The sequence below is a fragment of the Synechococcus sp. R5-12 genome (assembly GCF_047502655.1).
In the GTDB taxonomy this organism is placed as follows: Bacteria; Cyanobacteriota; Cyanobacteriia; order Thermostichales; family Thermostichaceae; genus Thermostichus.
Genome location: NZ_JANSIM010000019.1, coordinates 1 through 17479, shown reverse-complemented (window position 1 = coordinate 17479; position 17479 = coordinate 1). Strand labels below are relative to the sequence as shown.

14 protein-coding genes are annotated in these 17479 nt (G+C 59.8%); 5 read left to right on the top strand and 9 right to left on the bottom strand.

Annotated elements, in window-relative coordinates; all coding sequences use genetic code 11:
- Window positions 1-41 precede the first annotated feature (41 nt).
- The 3 genes from NW843_RS01530 to NW843_RS01520 all read right to left on the bottom strand — a co-directional run bounded on the left by NW843_RS01530 (window position 42) and on the right by NW843_RS01520 (window position 2735).
- A complete protein-coding gene (locus NW843_RS01530; protein ID WP_414521903.1) occupies window positions 42-1352 on the bottom strand; it encodes a response regulator in 1311 nt (436 codons plus the stop codon).
- Window positions 1353-1646: 294 nt separating this feature from the next.
- Complete coding sequence (locus NW843_RS01525) at window positions 1647-2393, bottom strand: SIMPL domain-containing protein (RefSeq protein WP_414331137.1); 747 nt, start codon at window positions 2391-2393, stop codon at window positions 1647-1649.
- A 30-nt stretch (window positions 2394-2423) separates the two neighbouring features.
- On the bottom strand, window positions 2424-2735 hold the full coding sequence (locus NW843_RS01520; RefSeq protein WP_414423681.1) for a hypothetical protein: 312 nt from the start codon (window positions 2733-2735) through the stop codon (window positions 2424-2426).
- Window positions 2736-2932: 197 nt separating this feature from the next.
- Here NW843_RS01520 and NW843_RS01515 point away from each other — a divergent pair, with 197 nt between their 5' ends.
- The 3 genes from NW843_RS01515 (at window position 2933) to NW843_RS01505 (ending at window position 4880) form a co-directional block, all read left to right on the top strand.
- Complete coding sequence (locus NW843_RS01515) at window positions 2933-3208, top strand: DUF4404 family protein (protein ID WP_414521902.1); 276 nt, start codon at window positions 2933-2935, stop codon at window positions 3206-3208.
- An 81-nt stretch (window positions 3209-3289) separates the two neighbouring features.
- Window positions 3290-4600, top strand: coding sequence for a glutamate-1-semialdehyde 2,1-aminomutase (gene hemL, locus NW843_RS01510; protein WP_011432645.1), 1311 nt, complete (start codon window positions 3290-3292; stop codon window positions 4598-4600).
- 37 nt (window positions 4601-4637) lie between these two features.
- Window positions 4638-4880: a hypothetical protein gene (locus NW843_RS01505; RefSeq protein ID WP_414521901.1), complete on the top strand. Its 243-nt coding sequence runs from the start codon at window positions 4638-4640 to the stop codon at window positions 4878-4880.
- Here NW843_RS01505 and NW843_RS01500 read toward each other — a convergent pair.
- The 5 genes from NW843_RS01500 to murQ all read right to left on the bottom strand — a co-directional run bounded on the left by NW843_RS01500 (window position 4877) and on the right by murQ (window position 10901).
- Window positions 4877-6277, bottom strand: a complete 1401-nt coding sequence (locus NW843_RS01500; protein WP_414427845.1) for a ferredoxin:protochlorophyllide reductase (ATP-dependent) subunit N — start codon at window positions 6275-6277, stop codon at window positions 4877-4879. The two genes, NW843_RS01505 and NW843_RS01500, sit on opposite strands and share 4 nt — an antisense overlap.
- Window positions 6278-6319: 42 nt before the next feature.
- A complete protein-coding gene (locus NW843_RS01495; protein ID WP_414357295.1) occupies window positions 6320-7297 on the bottom strand; it encodes a protochlorophyllide reductase in 978 nt (325 codons plus the stop codon).
- Window positions 7298-7455: 158 nt separating this feature from the next.
- A complete protein-coding gene (gene bchL / locus NW843_RS01490) occupies window positions 7456-8292 on the bottom strand; it encodes a ferredoxin:protochlorophyllide reductase (ATP-dependent) iron-sulfur ATP-binding protein (protein WP_041437180.1) in 837 nt (278 codons plus the stop codon).
- A 371-nt stretch (window positions 8293-8663) separates the two neighbouring features.
- The gene (locus NW843_RS01485; RefSeq protein WP_414521900.1) at window positions 8664-9950 is read right to left on the bottom strand and encodes a recombinase family protein; all 1287 of its coding nucleotides are present in this window, start codon (window positions 9948-9950) and stop codon (window positions 8664-8666) included.
- Between the two features lie 21 nt (window positions 9951-9971).
- The gene (gene murQ, locus NW843_RS01480; RefSeq protein ID WP_414521899.1) at window positions 9972-10901 is read right to left on the bottom strand and encodes an N-acetylmuramic acid 6-phosphate etherase; all 930 of its coding nucleotides are present in this window, start codon (window positions 10899-10901) and stop codon (window positions 9972-9974) included.
- Window positions 10902-11235: 334 nt separating this feature from the next.
- On the opposite strand from murQ, the gene NW843_RS01475 reads away from it, so the two are divergent.
- Window positions 11236-12636: a histidine phosphatase family protein gene (locus tag NW843_RS01475; RefSeq protein WP_414373576.1), complete on the top strand. Its 1401-nt coding sequence runs from the start codon at window positions 11236-11238 to the stop codon at window positions 12634-12636.
- A 2-nt stretch (window positions 12637-12638) separates the two neighbouring features.
- Window positions 12639-14021: a dihydroorotase gene (locus tag NW843_RS01470; RefSeq protein ID WP_414521898.1), complete on the top strand. Its 1383-nt coding sequence runs from the start codon at window positions 12639-12641 to the stop codon at window positions 14019-14021.
- Window positions 14022-14109: 88 nt separating this feature from the next.
- Here NW843_RS01470 and ileS read toward each other — a convergent pair whose 3' ends face one another.
- Entirely contained in the window at window positions 14110-16893 is a 2784-nt protein-coding gene (gene ileS / locus NW843_RS01465; RefSeq protein WP_414521914.1) for an isoleucine--tRNA ligase, read from the bottom strand.
- Window positions 16894-17479: the final 586 nt, after the last annotated feature.

The following is a 17479-nucleotide window of genomic DNA, read 5'->3' as shown; positions in this document are numbered from 1 at the left end:
TTGCACCTCCCTTCCGTCTCTCCCGTTCGCTCAGCCCATCACTACCTGCTCAGCCGCCCCAAGGCCAGGCGCGGTCTTCTACGGCTCAGTTGACGCTTCAGACAAAGCTGCCGGAGTTTTCGCCGCCGCAAGCGCAAGGGTCTGCGGGCCAGGGATCCCGCTGTGGTTGACTCCGGTGCAGGAGCCTGCATCTTTAGACTCAGCTCTTGATGGTGTTGGCGGAGATCCTCAATCTGCCTGAGGCGAGTTTCCAGCTCTCGGCGCAGTTCGGCGTTTTCTTTTTCCAGACGCTGCAGGCGTTTCAGCAGCTCTGAGGACTCCGTTCCGCTGACGCGGTCGGAAACTGGGATGGGATGGGGAGCAGTCACCACCGAGCTGTGCACATTCCTGCTATCTCGCATAGCCTGGGCAGCCCGACGCAACAGAGCCACCCCCTTGGGATCATCGCTGTCCATGAGGCTGGCCGCTCCAAACTGGAGCTGTACCGGCAGCGCCCGTCCATTCACCACAAAGGGATCCTGAATCATTCGCTGGCAGCAGCGTTCGGCAGCAATTTGCGCAGCAGCCAAGGTGCTCCCCGGCAGCAGAATGATAAACTGCCCCTCGTCGTAGCAAAACAGGTCGTCTCCATCGCGCAGGTTATTGGCCAGGCGCCCTCTAAACAGCTTGAGAAGAGCACCCCGACCGTCAGCATCCAGCCCTTGTGCCAGAGAACCGAGGTTGGCCAAGCGCAGCACAAACAAGCTGAGGGGTTCCGATTGGGCACGGGCCTGGGCCACCCGCAGCGGCAAACGAGCCACCAAATCCTGACGGCTACCCACCTCCAAACCAATCGACTTGGGGGGAGAGGGAGGAGATTTTTGCCCAGTTTTGAGCAGATATTGCTGGCGGCGACTTTCTACAATGCGCAGCCCTGCCCGCACCCGCGTCAGCAACTCTGCAGCCTGAAAGGGTTTGGAAAGAAACTCATCGGCGCCTGCCTCCAAAGCCCGCTCCATGCTATCGTTGCCCTCGCGGGCAGTCATAATGATGTAGTACACCCAAGCATATTCCGGCAGTTGCCGCAGTTGACGGCACAGGTCTAGGCCGTTCAGGGAGGGCATGACCCAATCGGCAATGATCAGATCTGGGGGTTGGCGGCGAATTTGCTCCAGCGCGGAGAGGCCATCCAAAGCATAAGAAATACTGCAGCCCTGCTTGCCCAAAAAGTTGGACAGCATTTCTGCCACCATGTAGCTATCATCCACAATCAGTACACGGGCTTGCAGACTGCCGTCTTGACTTCTGCCAGAGCCGGATTTCCCCTTCTCGGGCAGAGGAGTTGCACCAACGCTCTCCGGGCTGGGATCCATAGACAAACTGAGGCAGGGTGGCGCGGGAAAGCAAACTACCCGCAACTTTCCATCGCTATTCTAATGAATGTGGTATCTCCATCGTTATTCTGATGCGGTAGCGAACAGCAGCCGCTTCCACTTTGCCGAGTTGGTTAGATGGATTGAATCACTCTTGAATCACTGAGACTTCGCTCGTCCAGAGCCGCTGTCTGTTGCTGCCCAAGGCTTGCTCTGACCAGAAGCCCTTTGGCGGGAGAGCTGAAATCCATGCGGTGAACATTTGTGAATCATTCCAGGCAACAGAGCAGAGGCTCAGTAACGGAGCTCGAGGGTGACTTGGGCGCGCACGGTTTGCTGTCCCCCCTCCACCGGTGTGGATGCCGTTTCTAGACGGGCATAGTCGGCGCGGGCAAAGGGGATCGGCGGCGGGATCATGTAGCCATCGCTCTGAATCTGGATGCGCTCGACGGAACGGATGCTCAGGTTCAAGACCCCCAGCACATCCTGGGCTTGACGTTGGGCATCTTTCACGGCTTGGGTTAGGGCGCGGCTGCGCGCTTCCAACAGGGTGGCTTCATCGGCCCGGAAACTGACCGATTCCACCTGGGTGGCTCCGGCGGCCACAGCTTCGTCCAGCACTTGCCCGGCTCTGGCCACGGGCACCTCGAATTGCAGACTGTTTTGCCCCTGCACACCCGTTAGGCGAGGTTGGCCATCCCGATAGTCGTATTGCGGGTAGAGGGAAATGCCGGTGGTTTGTAGAGCGCCTACTTGCAGCTCCTTGAGGCGATTGACCAGCCGCTCTGAGCGTTCTGCCACCTGTTGTTGTACCGATTGCGCCGTCTCCCCCTGGATCACCACCCCCAAGCGAATGAGGGCAATGGAGTTCTCTACGGAGACCGATCCCTGCCCTGTAACCGTCAACATTCGGGATCCCTCAGCGGGACTGGCCATCGCTCCACCTCCGGCGATTATGTTCCAACCCAACAGTGCCACCGCCAGTACCAGGCCCAGCCACGCCACCCCCTTCAGCTTTTTCCACCCCTTGATCCCGTTCATTGCTTTCCCCTTCTGTGGTTCAATCCCAGCCTACTCCCACCGCTCCTCTACCTGATCCGACAAAAGCCCCAGCCACCAGTTCCCTAACCTCACCCAGCCGGTGCGTTCTTGCCCCCACGGATCCCGTATCCGCACACGGAATACCCGTTGATACTTGGAAGTGCTCCCGGAAAAAGGCCCCAGCCGCCAGTACCGTGCCTCCTGGCTCAACAGGGAGTAGCCCTGCTTTGCCGCCCACCGCTGCAGCAATTCTTGGCTGCGTCTTTGTTCCCAGACGAAAATCCCAACGAAAAGGGCAGCAGCAACCGCCGCCCCTACTAGGGCCAATGCCAGCTCAGACATGGGGATAGACTCTACTGCCCATCCTACAAAGGTTGCTCCAATGCTGGGATCCCCGGCGGTCAAAGTTCACCTTCGTCGCCTCACCCGCCCTCAGACCTTGGACAAAGAGATCCCTGCTTCAACCCATCAGACCGTATGATTGAGGCAGGGTGGTCAAAACTCAATCGGTTCTCAAGTCGTTAAGGTCTCTTTACAGAATGGCCGAATCGAAACTGCGACAACTGCTGCACGATCTGGATGTTGAGCTGCAAAAAACCCCTGGCTTGGATGAAAAGCAGCGACAGCAAATTGCCGCCATTCGCCAGGAAGTGGAGGCGGTGCTGGCCGAGCTGGGATCCCGAACCGAGAGCAAACAGAGCCAAGGGCATAGAGATCGCATTGGAGAGGCGCTGGGCCTGTTCGAGACCTCCCATCCCAACCTCACCCTGATCCTGGAGCAGGTGATCGACACACTGGCAGGGATGGGTTTGTAGTTTCATGGTCGGTAAAAGGGCTCACCAGAAAGCTCCCTTGCTTGCTAGCCTTGGTAATGCGTTGAAAGCTCCTTATGCTCTATGACCAGCACTCTCCACTCCACCTCGTTTAACACCACCCGCTCCAAGCAGGTTTTTGCCCGGGCACAAAGCCTCATGCCGGGGGGAGTGAGTTCTCCGGTACGGGCCTTCAAGTCGGTGGGCGGGGATCCCGTAGTGTTCGACCGTGTCTCAGGGGCCTACGCCTGGGATGTGGACGGCAACCAATACATCGACTACATCGGCAGTTGGGGGCCGGCGATTGTTGGCCACGCTCACCCCGAGGTCATTGAGGCTCTGCGCCGAGCTTTGGAGAAAGGCACCAGCTTCGGCGCCCCTTGCGTTCTGGAAAATGAGCTGGCGGAGCGGGTCATTGAGGCGGTGCCCAGTGTGGAGATGGTGCGCTTTGTCAATTCCGGCACTGAAGCTTGCATGGCGGTGCTGCGCTTGATGCGGGCCTATACCGGTCGGGAAAAGGTGATCAAGTTTGAGGGCTGCTACCACGGCCATGCGGACATGTTTTTGGTGAAAGCCGGTTCGGGGGTGGCCACGCTGGGCTTGCCAGACTCGCCGGGGGTGCCCAAGGCAGCTACCAGCGCTACGCTGACGGCTCCCTACAACGACCTGGAGGCAGTCAAGGCCCTGTTTGAACAGCACCCCGACTCCATTGCCGGAGTCATCCTAGAGCCGGTGGTGGGCAATGCCGGCTTTATTCCCCCCCAGCCGGGCTTCTTGGAAGGCTTGCGAGATCTCACCCAAAAGTACGGGGCCCTGCTGGTATTTGACGAGGTGATGACCGGCTTTCGCATCAGCTATGGCGGTGTACAGGCCAAGTTTGGGGTCATCCCCGATTTAACGACCCTGGGCAAGGTCATCGGCGGCGGCCTGCCGGTGGGGGCCTACGGCGGTCGGCGAGAAATTATGGAAATGGTGGCTCCAGCGGGGCCGATGTATCAGGCAGGGACTCTTTCCGGCAACCCCCTGGCCATGACAGCAGGGATCCAGACGCTGGATATTTTGCGTCGTCCGGGCACCTACGAGTACCTGGAGCGGATTACCGAGAAGTTGGCAACAGGGCTATTGCAGATCGCGCGGGAAACGGGGCATGAGATGTGCGGGGGCTATCTGCCCGGCATGTTTGGCTTCTTTTTTACTGCCGGCCCGGTGCGCAACTACGAAGAGGCCAAGACTTCCGATCTGCAGAAATTTGCCCGCTTCCATCGCGGCATGTTGGAGCGGGGAGTATATCTGGCGCCCTCGCAATTTGAGGCCGGCTTCACCTCCCTGGCCCACACAGAGGCCGATGTGGAGAAAACCCTAGCCGCCGCGCGAGAGGTGTTGAGCACCCTCTGAGTTGACAATTACCCCCTCGCGAGCCGGGATCCCTGCTATGGCCGAGCATATCCATCGCAACTGGAACATCACCACCCAAGCTACAGAGAAGGGGTTTATCTTTCGCTGCCGACTGCTCCAGCAAGATGGCTCTTGCGAGTCGGAGATTGGCGCCAAAGCCTACGGCTACTTTCAAAACGAGGCCGAGGCTATTCTGGCGGGCATGGTCTGGATCGACCGGCAGCAACTGCCAGATCACCTAGACGGTCTACTGTTTGACAATGAGGAGCCGGAAGGTTAGATAGGGGCTTCTTCTCGCACCAGCCGCTCCCAACCCAAGCCTTTGAGGGCAGCATTGCGCCGCAGCGGTCGGGTCACCAGCTCCAGCAGAGCCTGGGTGTTGCCGAAGCCGTGGATCTGGGCGAAGGTGAACTCCACCGACCACTTGGTGGTTATCCCCCGTGCCTCTAGGGGGTTGGCGTGGGCCATACCTGTGATCACCAGATCCGGCTGCAGGGCCTTGATGCGCTGGATTTGGTTGTAGTTATCCGGCTTTTCTACGATGGTGGGCTTGGGCACTCCCATCTCTTCGCAGGTGCGCTCCAAGAGGGCCAGCTCAGCCGCTTGGTAGCGTTTGTCCATGTAAGGGATCCCAATTTCCTGCACCGTCATGCCACAGCGCACCAGGAAACGGGCCAGCGAGATCTCCAGCAGGTTATCGCCCATGAAGAAAACGCTCTTGCCCCGCAGCAGCTCCCGATAATCCCGAACCTGGGGATGGTTCCACACTTCCGCTTCCCGCTCTGCCAAGCCTGGCGTCGGGATCCCCAATTCGCGGGCAATGGCTTCTATCCAGGCGCGGGTGCCATCCGGCCCGATGGGAAAAGGAGCGGTGATGAGCTTAGCCTTTTTACGGCGTACCAGCGTGGTGGCTGTGCGGCTGAGGAAAGGATTCACCCCCACCACATAGGTGCCCGGCTCGATGGCCGGCAGCTCCCCATAGCGTTTGGCCGGCAACCAGCCGGAGACGCGGATCCCGTGTTTCTTCAGCTCCAGGGTGAGTTGGGTCACCACCGGATCGGGCACCGAGCCGAAGATCACCAAGGGGGGATGCTTGTGGAAGCCTTCCTCCTCTTTCTTTGTTCCGGAGCGGAGCCCGTAAAAAAGCGCCTGGAGACCCCCGCGGGTTTCCTGCTCCTCTGCCCGCACCTGCTCTGGGCAGCGTTGAGCCATCGAGGCCAAAACCGTATCTTCCCCTTGGGTAAAGGCGTAGTCGAGGCCATTGGCCCGGGCCACCACAATCGGGATCCCGATCTCCCCTTCCAGCTTCTGGGCTAGGCCCTCCAGATCCATTTTGATGATCTCGGTGGTGCAGGTGCCGATCCAAACAATCACGCTGGGATTGCGATCTCGTTGAATTTGCAGGCACAGCCGCTTCAGCTCCTCATAGTCGTTGAGCTTGGCGCTGATATCCCCCTCTTCCAGCTCCGCCATGGCATAGCGGGGCTCGGCAAAGATCATCACCCCCATGGCGTTTTGCAGAAAGTAGCCACAGGTTTTGGTGCCGATGACCAAAAAGAAGCTGTCTTCAATTTTTTGATAAAGCCAGGCTACACAGCTAATCGGGCAAAAGGTATGGTAGTTGCCGGTTTCGCACTGGAAGTTAAGGGCGTTGGCACTATCCAAAGCAGCATTCATGCTCGTCTCCTAACAACCATATAAAGAGGGGAACATTTCGGGCTAAAGGGCCGCCAACTGGGGCACACCCACCAATTTTTCGCTGAGATCCCAAAGCAATTTGGCCTTGGCATCGTCCGCCGCCTCGTCAGAGACTTCTTGGTTAAAGGGCTTGGCATTCTTGCGTTGCCGGTTGCCCCAGCTCCAGTAGAATCCCGACCGACGAAACTCGGGATCGGCCACCACTTGGGCCACCCGCTCTCCGGCCAATTCCTGAGAAACAAATCCGCCCGTGATGTTTTTTTGAAACCAGGGGAAAAGTTTTTGAAACAGGGGATAGTGATGGCGGAACAGAGCCGTGGTGGCTACACACCCCGGATAGAGGGAGAGGAACGTGATGCCAGTGCTTTCGTGGAAGCGACGGTGCAGCTCGCGCATGGTGAGGATATTGCAGACTTTGCTGTCTTTGTAGGCTTTCACCGGATCGAATTTGCCGCCATCGGCCATGCTGATGGGATCCTTGAAGCCCTGGGCAAACCCCCGCAGATCCCCCAGGTGGGGTTGGGGTGGGATCTTACCCCCCAGCTCCTTGGGATTGTGGGTAACCGTGCCCAAGATCACCAGCCGCCGATCTGGATAGGTGGAGCGTTTCAGATCCTCCAACATCAAATGGCAGAGCAAGAAATGCCCCAGATGGTTGGTGGCCATGGTCAGCTCATATCCTTCCGGGCTGCGCAGGGGCTGCTTGAGCAGGGGCATGTAGATGGCGGCATTACAGACCAAGGCGTCCAAGGAACGGCCCCAGTTGCGGAACTGCTCGACAAACCGCCGCACGCTGGCCAAGCTGGCCAGATCGATCTGCATCAGGGTATAGCTGCCCTGGGGGATCCCCACTTGCTGGGCCGCCCGGTAGGCTTTGTCCAGATCCCGACAGGCCATCACCACGTGCCAGCCGCGCTTGGCCAAGGCCAAAGCTGAGTACAGGCCAACACCCGAGGAAGCTCCGGTAATCACGACGGTGGGTTGCTCTTGTCCTTGCATATCCAACTCCTGTGCCATTTCCTTCCCAAAGCGGGATCCCTACAGGATCCATCTTGGGGGGGAAAGCGGATCGGACAACAAATTGATAAGGTTTGCGACAGTCTTCCGAAACAGTGGCTTCATTTTTGGACACACTGCCCAAGCCGGCAGGGGATCCCTTACACCAAGGCCAGTTGGCGGGCTGGAGTGTTGTAAAAGTCGGAGAGCAAAGCAAACAGCTCCCGATCTTCGGCAGGTTGGGGCACGATCCCTTCCGGGCGGGCCAGCAGCTCATCGGCGATGTTCAGGTAGTACTGGCAGACGGGCTCCAGGCTGGGATCGGTTTCCGCCATCTCGAAGAGGGTTTTGCCCTTGACCCGCGAGACGCGAATATCTTCAATGAGGGGAAGCACCTCGATAACCGGCATGGGAACTGCCGAGACGTATTTGTCAATCAGATCCCGCTTACTGGTGCGATTGCCGATCAGCCCGGCCAACCGCAGCTTGCGGGTTTTGGCCTTTTCTCGCACCGAGGCAGCAATCCGATTGGCGGCAAACAGGGCATCAAAGCCGTTGTCGGTTACGATCAGGCAGTAGTCGGCGTAGTTGAGGGGAGCTGCAAAACCGCCACACACCACATCCCCCAACACATCGAAGAGGATGACATCGTACTCATCGAAGGCGTTCAGCTCCTTCAGGAGTTTGACGGTTTCCCCCACCACATAGCCGCCACAGCCGGCCCCTGCCGGGGGCCCACCCGCTTCCACGCAGTCCACGCCGCCGTAGCCGCGGTAGATCACATCTTCTGGGTAGATGTCTTCGTGGTGATAGCCCTTGGCTTCCAGGGTGTCGATGATGGTGGGGATGAGAAAGCCGGTCAGGGTGAAGGTGCTGTCGTGCTTGGGATCACAGCCAATCTGCAAGACCTTTTTGCCCCGCCTGGCCAAGGCCACCGAGATGTTGCAACTGGTGGTGGATTTGCCGATCCCACCTTTTCCGTAAACCGCCAATTTCACAGCGCGTTCCTCCATGGGGCAGACAAGGGACATTATCGGCAGCCAACCCGCCCCCTGAGAACTGTTGCGAAGGATAAAGGTGGATTCCTCAAAAAGCTAGAAGTTCCCAGATCTTGTAAATGGTCCTAAGAAAGTTCCCAGGGCTTCTCAAGTCGATTTTTGATGTTTTTCCCGATTTTAGTTTTAGATATACTTTCATCAGTGATCAAAAGAAAACAATTCCAGATGACAATTCACCCAAATCGGGAAGGATTCAGCTATGCCATGGCGCTGATCCCGTCCTCTTGGCTTGGCGCTGAGGCAGGTCTGGGCTGAGAAAGAATCAAGAATGGTCTCAATTCTGGGGGGAAGGTGGGGGGAACCCTTCGCTCTCAGGGATCAAAGGCAAACGTAACTCGCACCGCTCCTGCAGAATCCACCTCGATCCTGCGCAGGAATTCCCGCAGGTAGGCACGCCGTTCGGTCTCGCTGAGGTCTTGCCAGAAGGGCGGGATGGAGAGGGTTTGGATGGTCTGGGTGAGGTTGGCGGGGGGGAGTTGCTCCAGCTTTTGGGCCAAGCGGGCCGTCTCTGCTCGCAACTGGTAGCGACGCTGGGCCAGGGAGGCCTCGTCCATCAGTCCAGATTGCTGCAGCTCTTCCAATTGCCGCAGCCGCTCGGCGTTGGCCTGGATTTGGGCTTGCAGCTCTTGGCGGACTTGGGTGAGGGCTTGTCGATCCAGCGTCTGGGCGCGTTGGGGCAGTTGTTCGCACACCTGCCGGATCACCTCTTGCAGGACTTCGGTGTAGGGGAGGCTGTAGCGACAGGTTTGGCAGCGCAGATAGAGGTAGGGGGATCCGTTCTTTTTCCCCTTGCGAGGGGTGGTTTGCACAATGCGCAGAAGGCTGCCACAAGCGCAGCAATGAACCAGGCCGGCCAAAGCGCGGGGAGCACTGGCGCTGCGGCGAGGGATCCCTTGGTTGCGTTTGAGCCAGCGATCGATCTGGGCGGCTTCCGTGCGGCTGAGAAGGGCCGGGTGAGTGTCCCGCAGGGTGGTGCCGTCGGCATAGGCCAGATCCCCGCGGTACACCGGGTTGAGCAGCCAGTTGCGTCCGGTGGCCACAGAAATCCGCTTGTGGTGTTTTTCCTCCAAGAAGCGCACCGCCTGCCGCAGGGATCCGTAGAGGAGAAAGTGCTGGAAAAAATCCTGAACGATGCTGGCCTGCCGGCGATCCAGCACGTAACGTTCCCCTTCGCGGCGATAGCCAAAGGGGGCAGGGCCGGGGGGAGGCTTGCCCGCCAGGCGGTTTTGGGCTTGGCTGCAGCAGAGGCGGCGGCTTTGCAACTGATGGGGGATCTCGGCCAGCAGGGGGATCCAATCGGCAGCCTCGGTGGGGGTTTGCAGACCGGATTCGGTGACCAAGCTGAGGCGGATCCCGGAGTGTTGGAGTTGCAGCAGCCGCTCGTGGATTTCATCCGCCCGATCCCCCAGATCCGACAGGCGCAAGAGCAGCACTTCCTGCACCCAGCCGGCTGTGATGCGTCGGAACAGCTCCTCCAAATGAGTTCGGGATCCCCAATCGTGCAGGATGGGATCGGCCCCTCGCCCCTGGAGCCAGGCCAACTCCTGTTCCGGCAAAGGGGCATGGGAAGGCGTGTAGAGGTAGCCGCAAACGCTCATGGACAAGCCATTCAACTATTGTCACCGCCGCTGCGCCAGAACGGAATCAAGCACCTGGCGAATGTTGCCCTGGGCCTGTTGCAAGTGCTGACGAGCTTCCTGAGCAGAGCACCCCAGCAAGGCCACAAGGATCGCGGTTTTCACCTCTCCATCACAAGCCTGCAGCAATTGGGCAGCCGCGGCGGGATCCAGATCGCAGGCTAGGGCCACTATTCGCTCCGCCCGCTGCTTGAGCTTGGCATTGCTGGCCTGGAGATCCACCATCAGGTTGCCATAAGTCTTGCCCAAGCGGATCATCACCCCGGTGGAGATCGTATGCAACACCAGCTTTTGGGCTGTGCCGGCTTTCATGCGGGTGGATCCGAGGATTACCTCCGGCCCCACCAAAGGGGCAATAGCAATATCCACCTGCTCGGTTAGCGGGGAAGGGTGGTTACAGGCCAGGCCAATCGTGAGCGCCCCAATACTTCTGGCGGCTTGGATCCCACCCAGCACATAGGGGGTACGACCGCTGGCGGCAATTCCCACAACACTATCTTGAGCTTGGAGGTGAAGACCCTCCAGCGCGCGGGCAGCCGCTTCTGCGTCGTCCTCTGCACCCTCTACCGCCTGGGTCAGGGCTTTTTCCCCCCCGGCGATCAAAGCCACCACCTGTGCGGGGGAAGTGCCAAAAGTGGGTGGGCACTCAGCCGCATCCAGTACCCCCAGGCGACCTGAGGTTCCTGCCCCGATATAGATCAGCCGCCCGCCGCGACTCATCCGCTCGGCAATGGCATCGATGGCTTGGGCAATCGGCTCCGCCTGAGCAGCCACCGCTTCCGGCACCCGCCGATCCTCAGCGTTGATCCGTTTCACCAGTTCCCAGGTGCTGAGACGGTCGATCTCGGCTGTGGCCGGGTTGGGGCTTTCGGTCAGGGATCCGGGATCCCAAGCCAATTGTGGAGAAACCATGGCAGCGCTTGCTTAGGGGAGAGGGATCCCACGTTTTGTCCCCTCAGATTCTATCTAGCGGTGGCAAGGGATCTCTTGAGGGATCAGTAAACGGAAGAAGAACTGCGCCAACAGCGTCGCCAGCATCCATTCCCGACAAAACCCCTGCCAACGGGAACGCAGCACGGCCACGGTAGTCCTTCTCCCAGGATGCCCTCATCACCGGCGGCGACCAGCCCAAATACGCCTCAGTCGGCAGCCCAACCGGTGAATTGACGAAGGCGAGCGCCGCCCAGTGGCGGTACTCTAGAAGGTGTTCTAAGGACTCCGTCCCGCTACTGCGATGAGTAAGTCCATGCAAGCGATGGCAAGGACTCCGTCCCGCTACCGCGACCAGCCTGCCCTGCGCATCTTGATCGTGCGCCATGGTGAGAGCACCTTCAACCTGGAAAATCGCATCCAAGGCCGCTCCGATCTCTCCCGGCTCACCCCCACTGGAGAAGTGCAGGCGCAGCGTGTAGCCGAGGCCCTGGCCGGGATCCCGTTGGATTGCGCCTATTGCAGCCCCCTGTCTCGCGCCCTCGAGACAGCTCGCATCCTTTTGAAAGACCGAGAAGGGATCCCTCTGCACGTTACCGATCAACTGCGGGAGATCGACCTGACGGCCTGGGAAGGGCTGACCTTTGCCGAGGTGCAGGAGAAATACCCCGAAGATTACCACCTGTGGCGGCACCATCCCGACACCCTGGAGCTAGAGGGCCGCTTTCCGGTGCGGGATCTCTGGCAGCAGGCGCAGGGGTTTTGGGAAATGCTGGCTTTCCATCTGCAATCGGCTTCGGGCCCCTGGAACCATGGAGCGGATCCCTCCCCAAGGCAGCCCCTCAATATCCTCATCGTGGGCCACAGCGGCATCAATCGCGCCCTGGTCAGCACCGCCATCGGCCTGGGGCCACACCACTATCACCGCCTCGGGCAGGATAACTGCGCCATCAGCGTTCTCAATTTTCCCGAGGGCCTGCAGGGGCCGCCACAACTGGAATCTCTGAACATCACCGCTCACCTCGGCCAAGCCCTGCCCAAGCGCAAGCAGGGGATGCGCATCTTGCTGGTGCGGCATGGGGAAACCCAATGGAACCGAGAGCGCCGTTTTCAAGGGCAGCGGGATATCCCCCTCAATGCCACCGGGGAGGAACAGGCAGCCAAGGTGGCAGAATTTTTGGCCACTCAACCTCTGCAACTGGCCTTCTCCAGCCCCCTGAAGCGCCCTTGGGCCACAGCCGATGCCATCTGCAGCAACCACAGCAACCTCATTTTGCGCCCAATGCCCGACTTGCAAGAGATCTGCCACGGCGACTGGGAGGGCAAGCTGCAAAGCGAAGTCGAAGCCGAATACCCCGGCGAGCTGGAGCGCTGGCAACGGGATCCCGCCAGTGTGCAGATGCCCAATGGGGAAAACCTTCACCAGGTGTGGGAGCGCACTCGCTCCGCTTGGCAGGAGCTTTTGGCCATCACCGCAGCCCAGTTTCCTCAGGGCACGGCGGTTGTTGTTGCCCACGATGCCATCAACAAGGCGATCATCTGTCAGTTGTTCGACCTTTCCCCCCAAGCCTTTTGGATCTTCAAGCAGGGGAATGGCGCCATTACGGTGATCGACTATCCAGAAGGTAAGGAGGGTGCCCCGGTTTTGAAGGTGTTGAACCTCACCACCCATCTGTCCGGCCAGATCCTGGACTGCACCACTGCCGGAGCTTTGTGAAGATGGGATCCTCTCCTCTCCGCAAGCTGACCGGTCGCGTTAGCGGGACGGAGTCCTTACCAGATGTGTGTCTCCAGAGAGTGCGCCTATTGGATCCCTTGCGCCAGCGGGATGAAGTAACCGATGTGTGGTTGCAAGAGGGTCGCCTACGGGCCACCGAGCCAGCAGGGATCCCTGCCGACATCCCCACCATCGATGGCTCAGGTTGGGTGGTGGGGCCGGGTTTGCTGGATCTGTATGCCCACAGCGGCGAGGGGGTTGGCAACGGTCGCGTAAGCGGTGCGGAGCACTTTCTGGCCCACAGTCGGGAAACCCTGACCTCTTTGGCTGCAGCGGCTTTGGCGGGAGGCTTTACCCAGGTGGGGCTTCTGCCCACCCCCCTTCCCGGAAGCGGCCTATTTCCGGTGCTGGATCGCCCGGAACACCTGAACCGCTACCCCCGCCAATTGGGGGATCCCCGCTGGCTGCCCTGGGCTGCCCTGAGCGTGGGTGGCCAGGGAGAAACCCCAACCCCCTGGGGAGAACTGGCGCAAGCGGGAGCAGTTGGTTTTGCAGAGGTTCAGCCGCTGCGCTCCCTGGCTCTGCTGCGGCGGGCTCTGGAGTATTTGCGGCTGGAGAATAAACCCCTGCTGCTCTGGGCCTGGGATCCCACCTTGGCCGGGCAAGGTAGCCTCTACGAAGGGATCTGGGCGCTGCGCCTGGGGCTGAAAGGGATCCCTGCCAGTGCCGAAACTGCCGCTCTGGCCCGTCTCTTGGAGGTGATCAGGAGCGTTCCTTCCCCTCCGCCTGTGCATATTATGCGCCTGAGCCAAGCCCGCAGCCTGGAGCTGATCCAACAGGCCCAAGCCGAAGGACTGCCGGTTACCGCCAGCGCCACTTGGATGCACCTGATCTTGTCCGAAGAGGCCGTCTTTGAGCACCGCTACGATCCCCACCTTCGCCTTCTGCCCCCTCTTCCCAGCGCTGGCGACCGAGAGGCTCTGATCGCCGGGATCCGTTCCGGCAGCCTGGGGATCGCGACGGATCACCACCCCTACACCCATGAAGAGAAAACCCTGCCCTTTGCCGATGCCCCGCCGGGGGCGATGGGCCTGGAGCTGGCTCTGCCGCTGCTGTGGCAACATTTGGTGGCAACGGGATCCCTGACAGCGCTGCAACTGTGGTCTGCCCTCAGCCTGTACCCGGCCCGCTGCCTAAACCTAGATCCGCCCACCCTCACCCCCCACAGCGACTGGGTGCTGTTTGATCCCACCCACCCTTGGACGGTTTCTGTTGCCACTCTCCACTCCCGATCGCCAGCGACTCCCTGGCTGGAGAAAACCCTGTGCGGCAAAGTGCTGCACACCCATGTCGAGGGGATCCCATCCCGCAGCTCTGCCCCTTGATCCCGAAGAAGGCCGACAAGACCTGTCCGGAGAAAGAGCCAATTCAAAGAGGGGGATCCCTTCCCGCCAGCAGGACGGGGTCCCGAATTCAAAACTCCCCGGCCAGAGCGGCTACACAACGCTCACACAGCTCTGGATGTTCGGCAAATTCCCCCACACGGGTGGAATAGTTCCAGCAGCGCACGCACTTTTGGCCGTCAGCCGGAAAAACAGAGATCTGCAAGCCTTGACCTGAGGCCTTCTCCAGTTCCACCTGTGAGGTGATGAACAAGTAGCGCAACTCGGCAGCCCGCTCCTGCAAAAGAGAGTACAGGCCGGGATCCGCTACCTTCAGGATTACCTTGGCCTCGGTGGAAGCGCCGATGGGCTTAAAGGACTCCGTCCCGCTAACGCGACCGGTACGGGCTTGCTCCAGAGCCTTGTTCACCTCTTGGCGCACCTCTCGCAGCTGCTCCCAAATGGCCGCCAACTGGGGATCCCGCCAGTGCTCCGGCAGCTTCATCCACCCCCCCTCAAACACCGAACGGGTGGGCTTGGGATAGGGCAGATGGCTCCAAATCTCTTCGGCCAGGTGGGAGAGAACGGGGGCGATGGCCTTGGCCAAGTTCTCCAGCAACAGGGAGAGCACCGTTTGACATTGGCGCCGCCGTAGACTTTGGGCATGGCTAATGTAGAGGCGATCCTTGGCAATATCCAGGTAAAAGTTGGAGAGATCCACCACACAAAAGTTCTGAATCGCCTGGAAAAAGCGGTAGAACTGATAGCTGGCAAAAGATTCGCCGATCTCGGATCCCACCTCGTGCAGGCGGTGCAAAATGTAGCGGTCTAGCTCCGTCAAGGCTTCAAAAGGAACGGCATCCTGAGCCGGATTGAAATCGTAGAGGTTGCTCAGCAAAAAGCGAGCTGTGTTGCGGATTTTGCGATATACATCCGCCATTTGCCCAAGAATGGTCTTACCCAGCGGCACATCCCCGGAGTAGTCCACACTGGAGACCCACAGGCGCAGCACATCCGCCCCGTAGGCGGGATCCGTCTGGGGATCTTTGCCGCCGTTGATTAACACCAGCGGATCGATGACATTGCCCAGGGACTTGCTCATTTTCTGGCCTTTCTCGTCCAGCACAAACCCATGGGTGAGCACCGCCTTGTAGGGGGCATGGCCGTTGACGGCCACGGAGGTGAGCAAACTGGATTGGAACCAGCCCCGGTGTTGGTCGGAGCCTTCCAAATACAGATCCACCGGGTAGCCTAACCCCTGCGCCTTGGCCACTGCCGCCCAGGAAGAGCCGGAGTCAAACCACACGTCCATGGTGTCCATCCCTTTGCGGTAGGTGCGGCCATTGTGGCGGTACTTCTCCGGCAGCAACTCCTCCACCGGGCGCTTCCACCAGGCGTCGGATCCCTCTTGGGCGAAGATGGCCTTGATGTGGTCGAGGGTCTCGGCGGTGAGCAGAACCTCGCCGGTTTCTTCGTCGTAAAAGACGGGGATGGGCACACCCCAAGCCCGCTGGCGGGAAATACACCAATCCGAGCGCTCCGACACCATAGCAGTGATGCGGTTCTCCCCGATGGCCGGGATCCATTTCACGGTTTTAATGGCCTGCAGGGCCAGCTCCCGGAAGCCAGCTACAGACGCAAACCACTGCTCGGTGGCCCGGAAAATCGTTGGCTCTTTCGTGCGCCAGTCGTAGGGATATTTGTGGTTGTAGGGCTCTTCCTTGAGCAAAGCCCCCGCAGCCTGCAGAGCCTGGATGACAGCAGCATTGCCGCTGGTCTCCGGCTTCTTGGAGAGCACATCCAACCCGACGAACTGGGATCCGGCCTCGGCGGTAAATCTCCCCTGATCGTCCACAGGGCTGAGAATGGGCAGACCATACTTTTGGCCGGTTTTGAAGTCATCTTCCCCATGCCCCGGAGCTGTGTGCACAATGCCGGTGCCGGACTCGGTGGTGACATAGTCCCCCAGCACGCAGAGGCTGGCGCGGTCAAAGAGGGGGTGCCGTCCTTGACTGTATTCCAGGGCGGATCCCGGCAGGGTGGCCTTGATCTCCAGAGGCGTCTCCAGAACCTTCTCCAGCCGCTCCCGCAGATCGGCGGCGATCAACAGCAGGCCGAAGCGGGGAGACTCCACCACTGCATAGGTGAGCTTGGGGTTAAAGCAGAGAGCCAGGTTGGCCGGGATCGTCCAAGGGGTGGTGGTCCAGATGGCTGCCCGCAGGCCCGGCATGAAAGGCTCCAAAACCGGCTGCGCCGCCGGGCTGAGGCTCTGCAGGGGAAAGGCCACGTAGATGCTGGGGGAGATGTGGTTGTCAGGGTACTCCAGCTCCGCTTCCGCCAGAGCCGTCTGGGAGCTGGGGCTCCAGTGGACGGGTTTGAGGCCGCGGTAGATGTAGCCCTTGAGGGCCATTTGTCCAAACACCTCAATCTGTGCGGCTTCGTACTCCGGCGACAGCGTCAGGTAGGGCCGATCCCAGGATCCCCATACCCCCAGGCGCTGAAAACTGGCCCGCTGCACATCAACGTAGTGCAGGGCGTACTCCTTGGCTTTTTGTCGCAGCTGCAGAGGGGTGAGGTTTTCCCGCTCCTGCGGGGTGAGGCTTTGCAACACTTTCAGTTCGATGGGCAGGCCGTGGCAATCCCAGCCGGGCACGTAGCGCACCTTGCGCCCCTGCAGGATGTGGTACTTGTTGACGATATCCTTGAGGATCTTGTTGAGGGTGGTGCCCATGTGGATATCGCCATTGGCGTAGGGCGGTCCATCGTGCAGGACAAAGGGATCCCCAGGATTGTGGTCGGCAAGGCGCTGGTAGATTTGCTCTTCCTGCCAAAAGGCTTGAATGGCGGGTTCTCTCTTGGCAGCCTCTGCCCGCATGGGAAACTGAGTTTGGGGCAGGTTGAGGGTACTTTTGTAGTCCACGGCAACTCGAGCAACCTAAAGGGCGTCTCTCTATCCTACGCTGTCGCCTTATCCTCAGCAGTCCATCCCTCACCCCTCTTGTGGGACAGGGGATCCGAAGCCCACGGTCACCCAGAGCGCCTGGAGCTCTCAAACGGCTCCAACAAACCACCGCATGAACTCCCTGATCGAGAAAACAAGAAAAGATTTGTGCTAGTCTCAGGGTGTCGTTGAGTAAGGGAGGTTCCTGCGGATGCCAGATAGTAGTAGTTGTAAGGGTCGTCAAGTTGGGTTCAGCCGGCTGTGCGCCGGGGCTGTTCTCTAACGGTCTGAACTTAGATCCTTCAGTCTGCTGAAGAGTCTTCGCGTTCTGGCTCGCTTGGAGTTCCTCCCGGCAGTCAGGTTCCAGTTGAAGGCCCGCTAGACCGCTCTTTCCCTGACCGCCTGTTGTTGCCTTGGGGGTGGGAGAGAGCGGATAGTTTTGCAGATGGCTGTAGCGGGGCTTGGAATGGACGGGCGTGTAAACTACCCGGCTCCGACCGCTAAGCGGTACGGAGCGGGC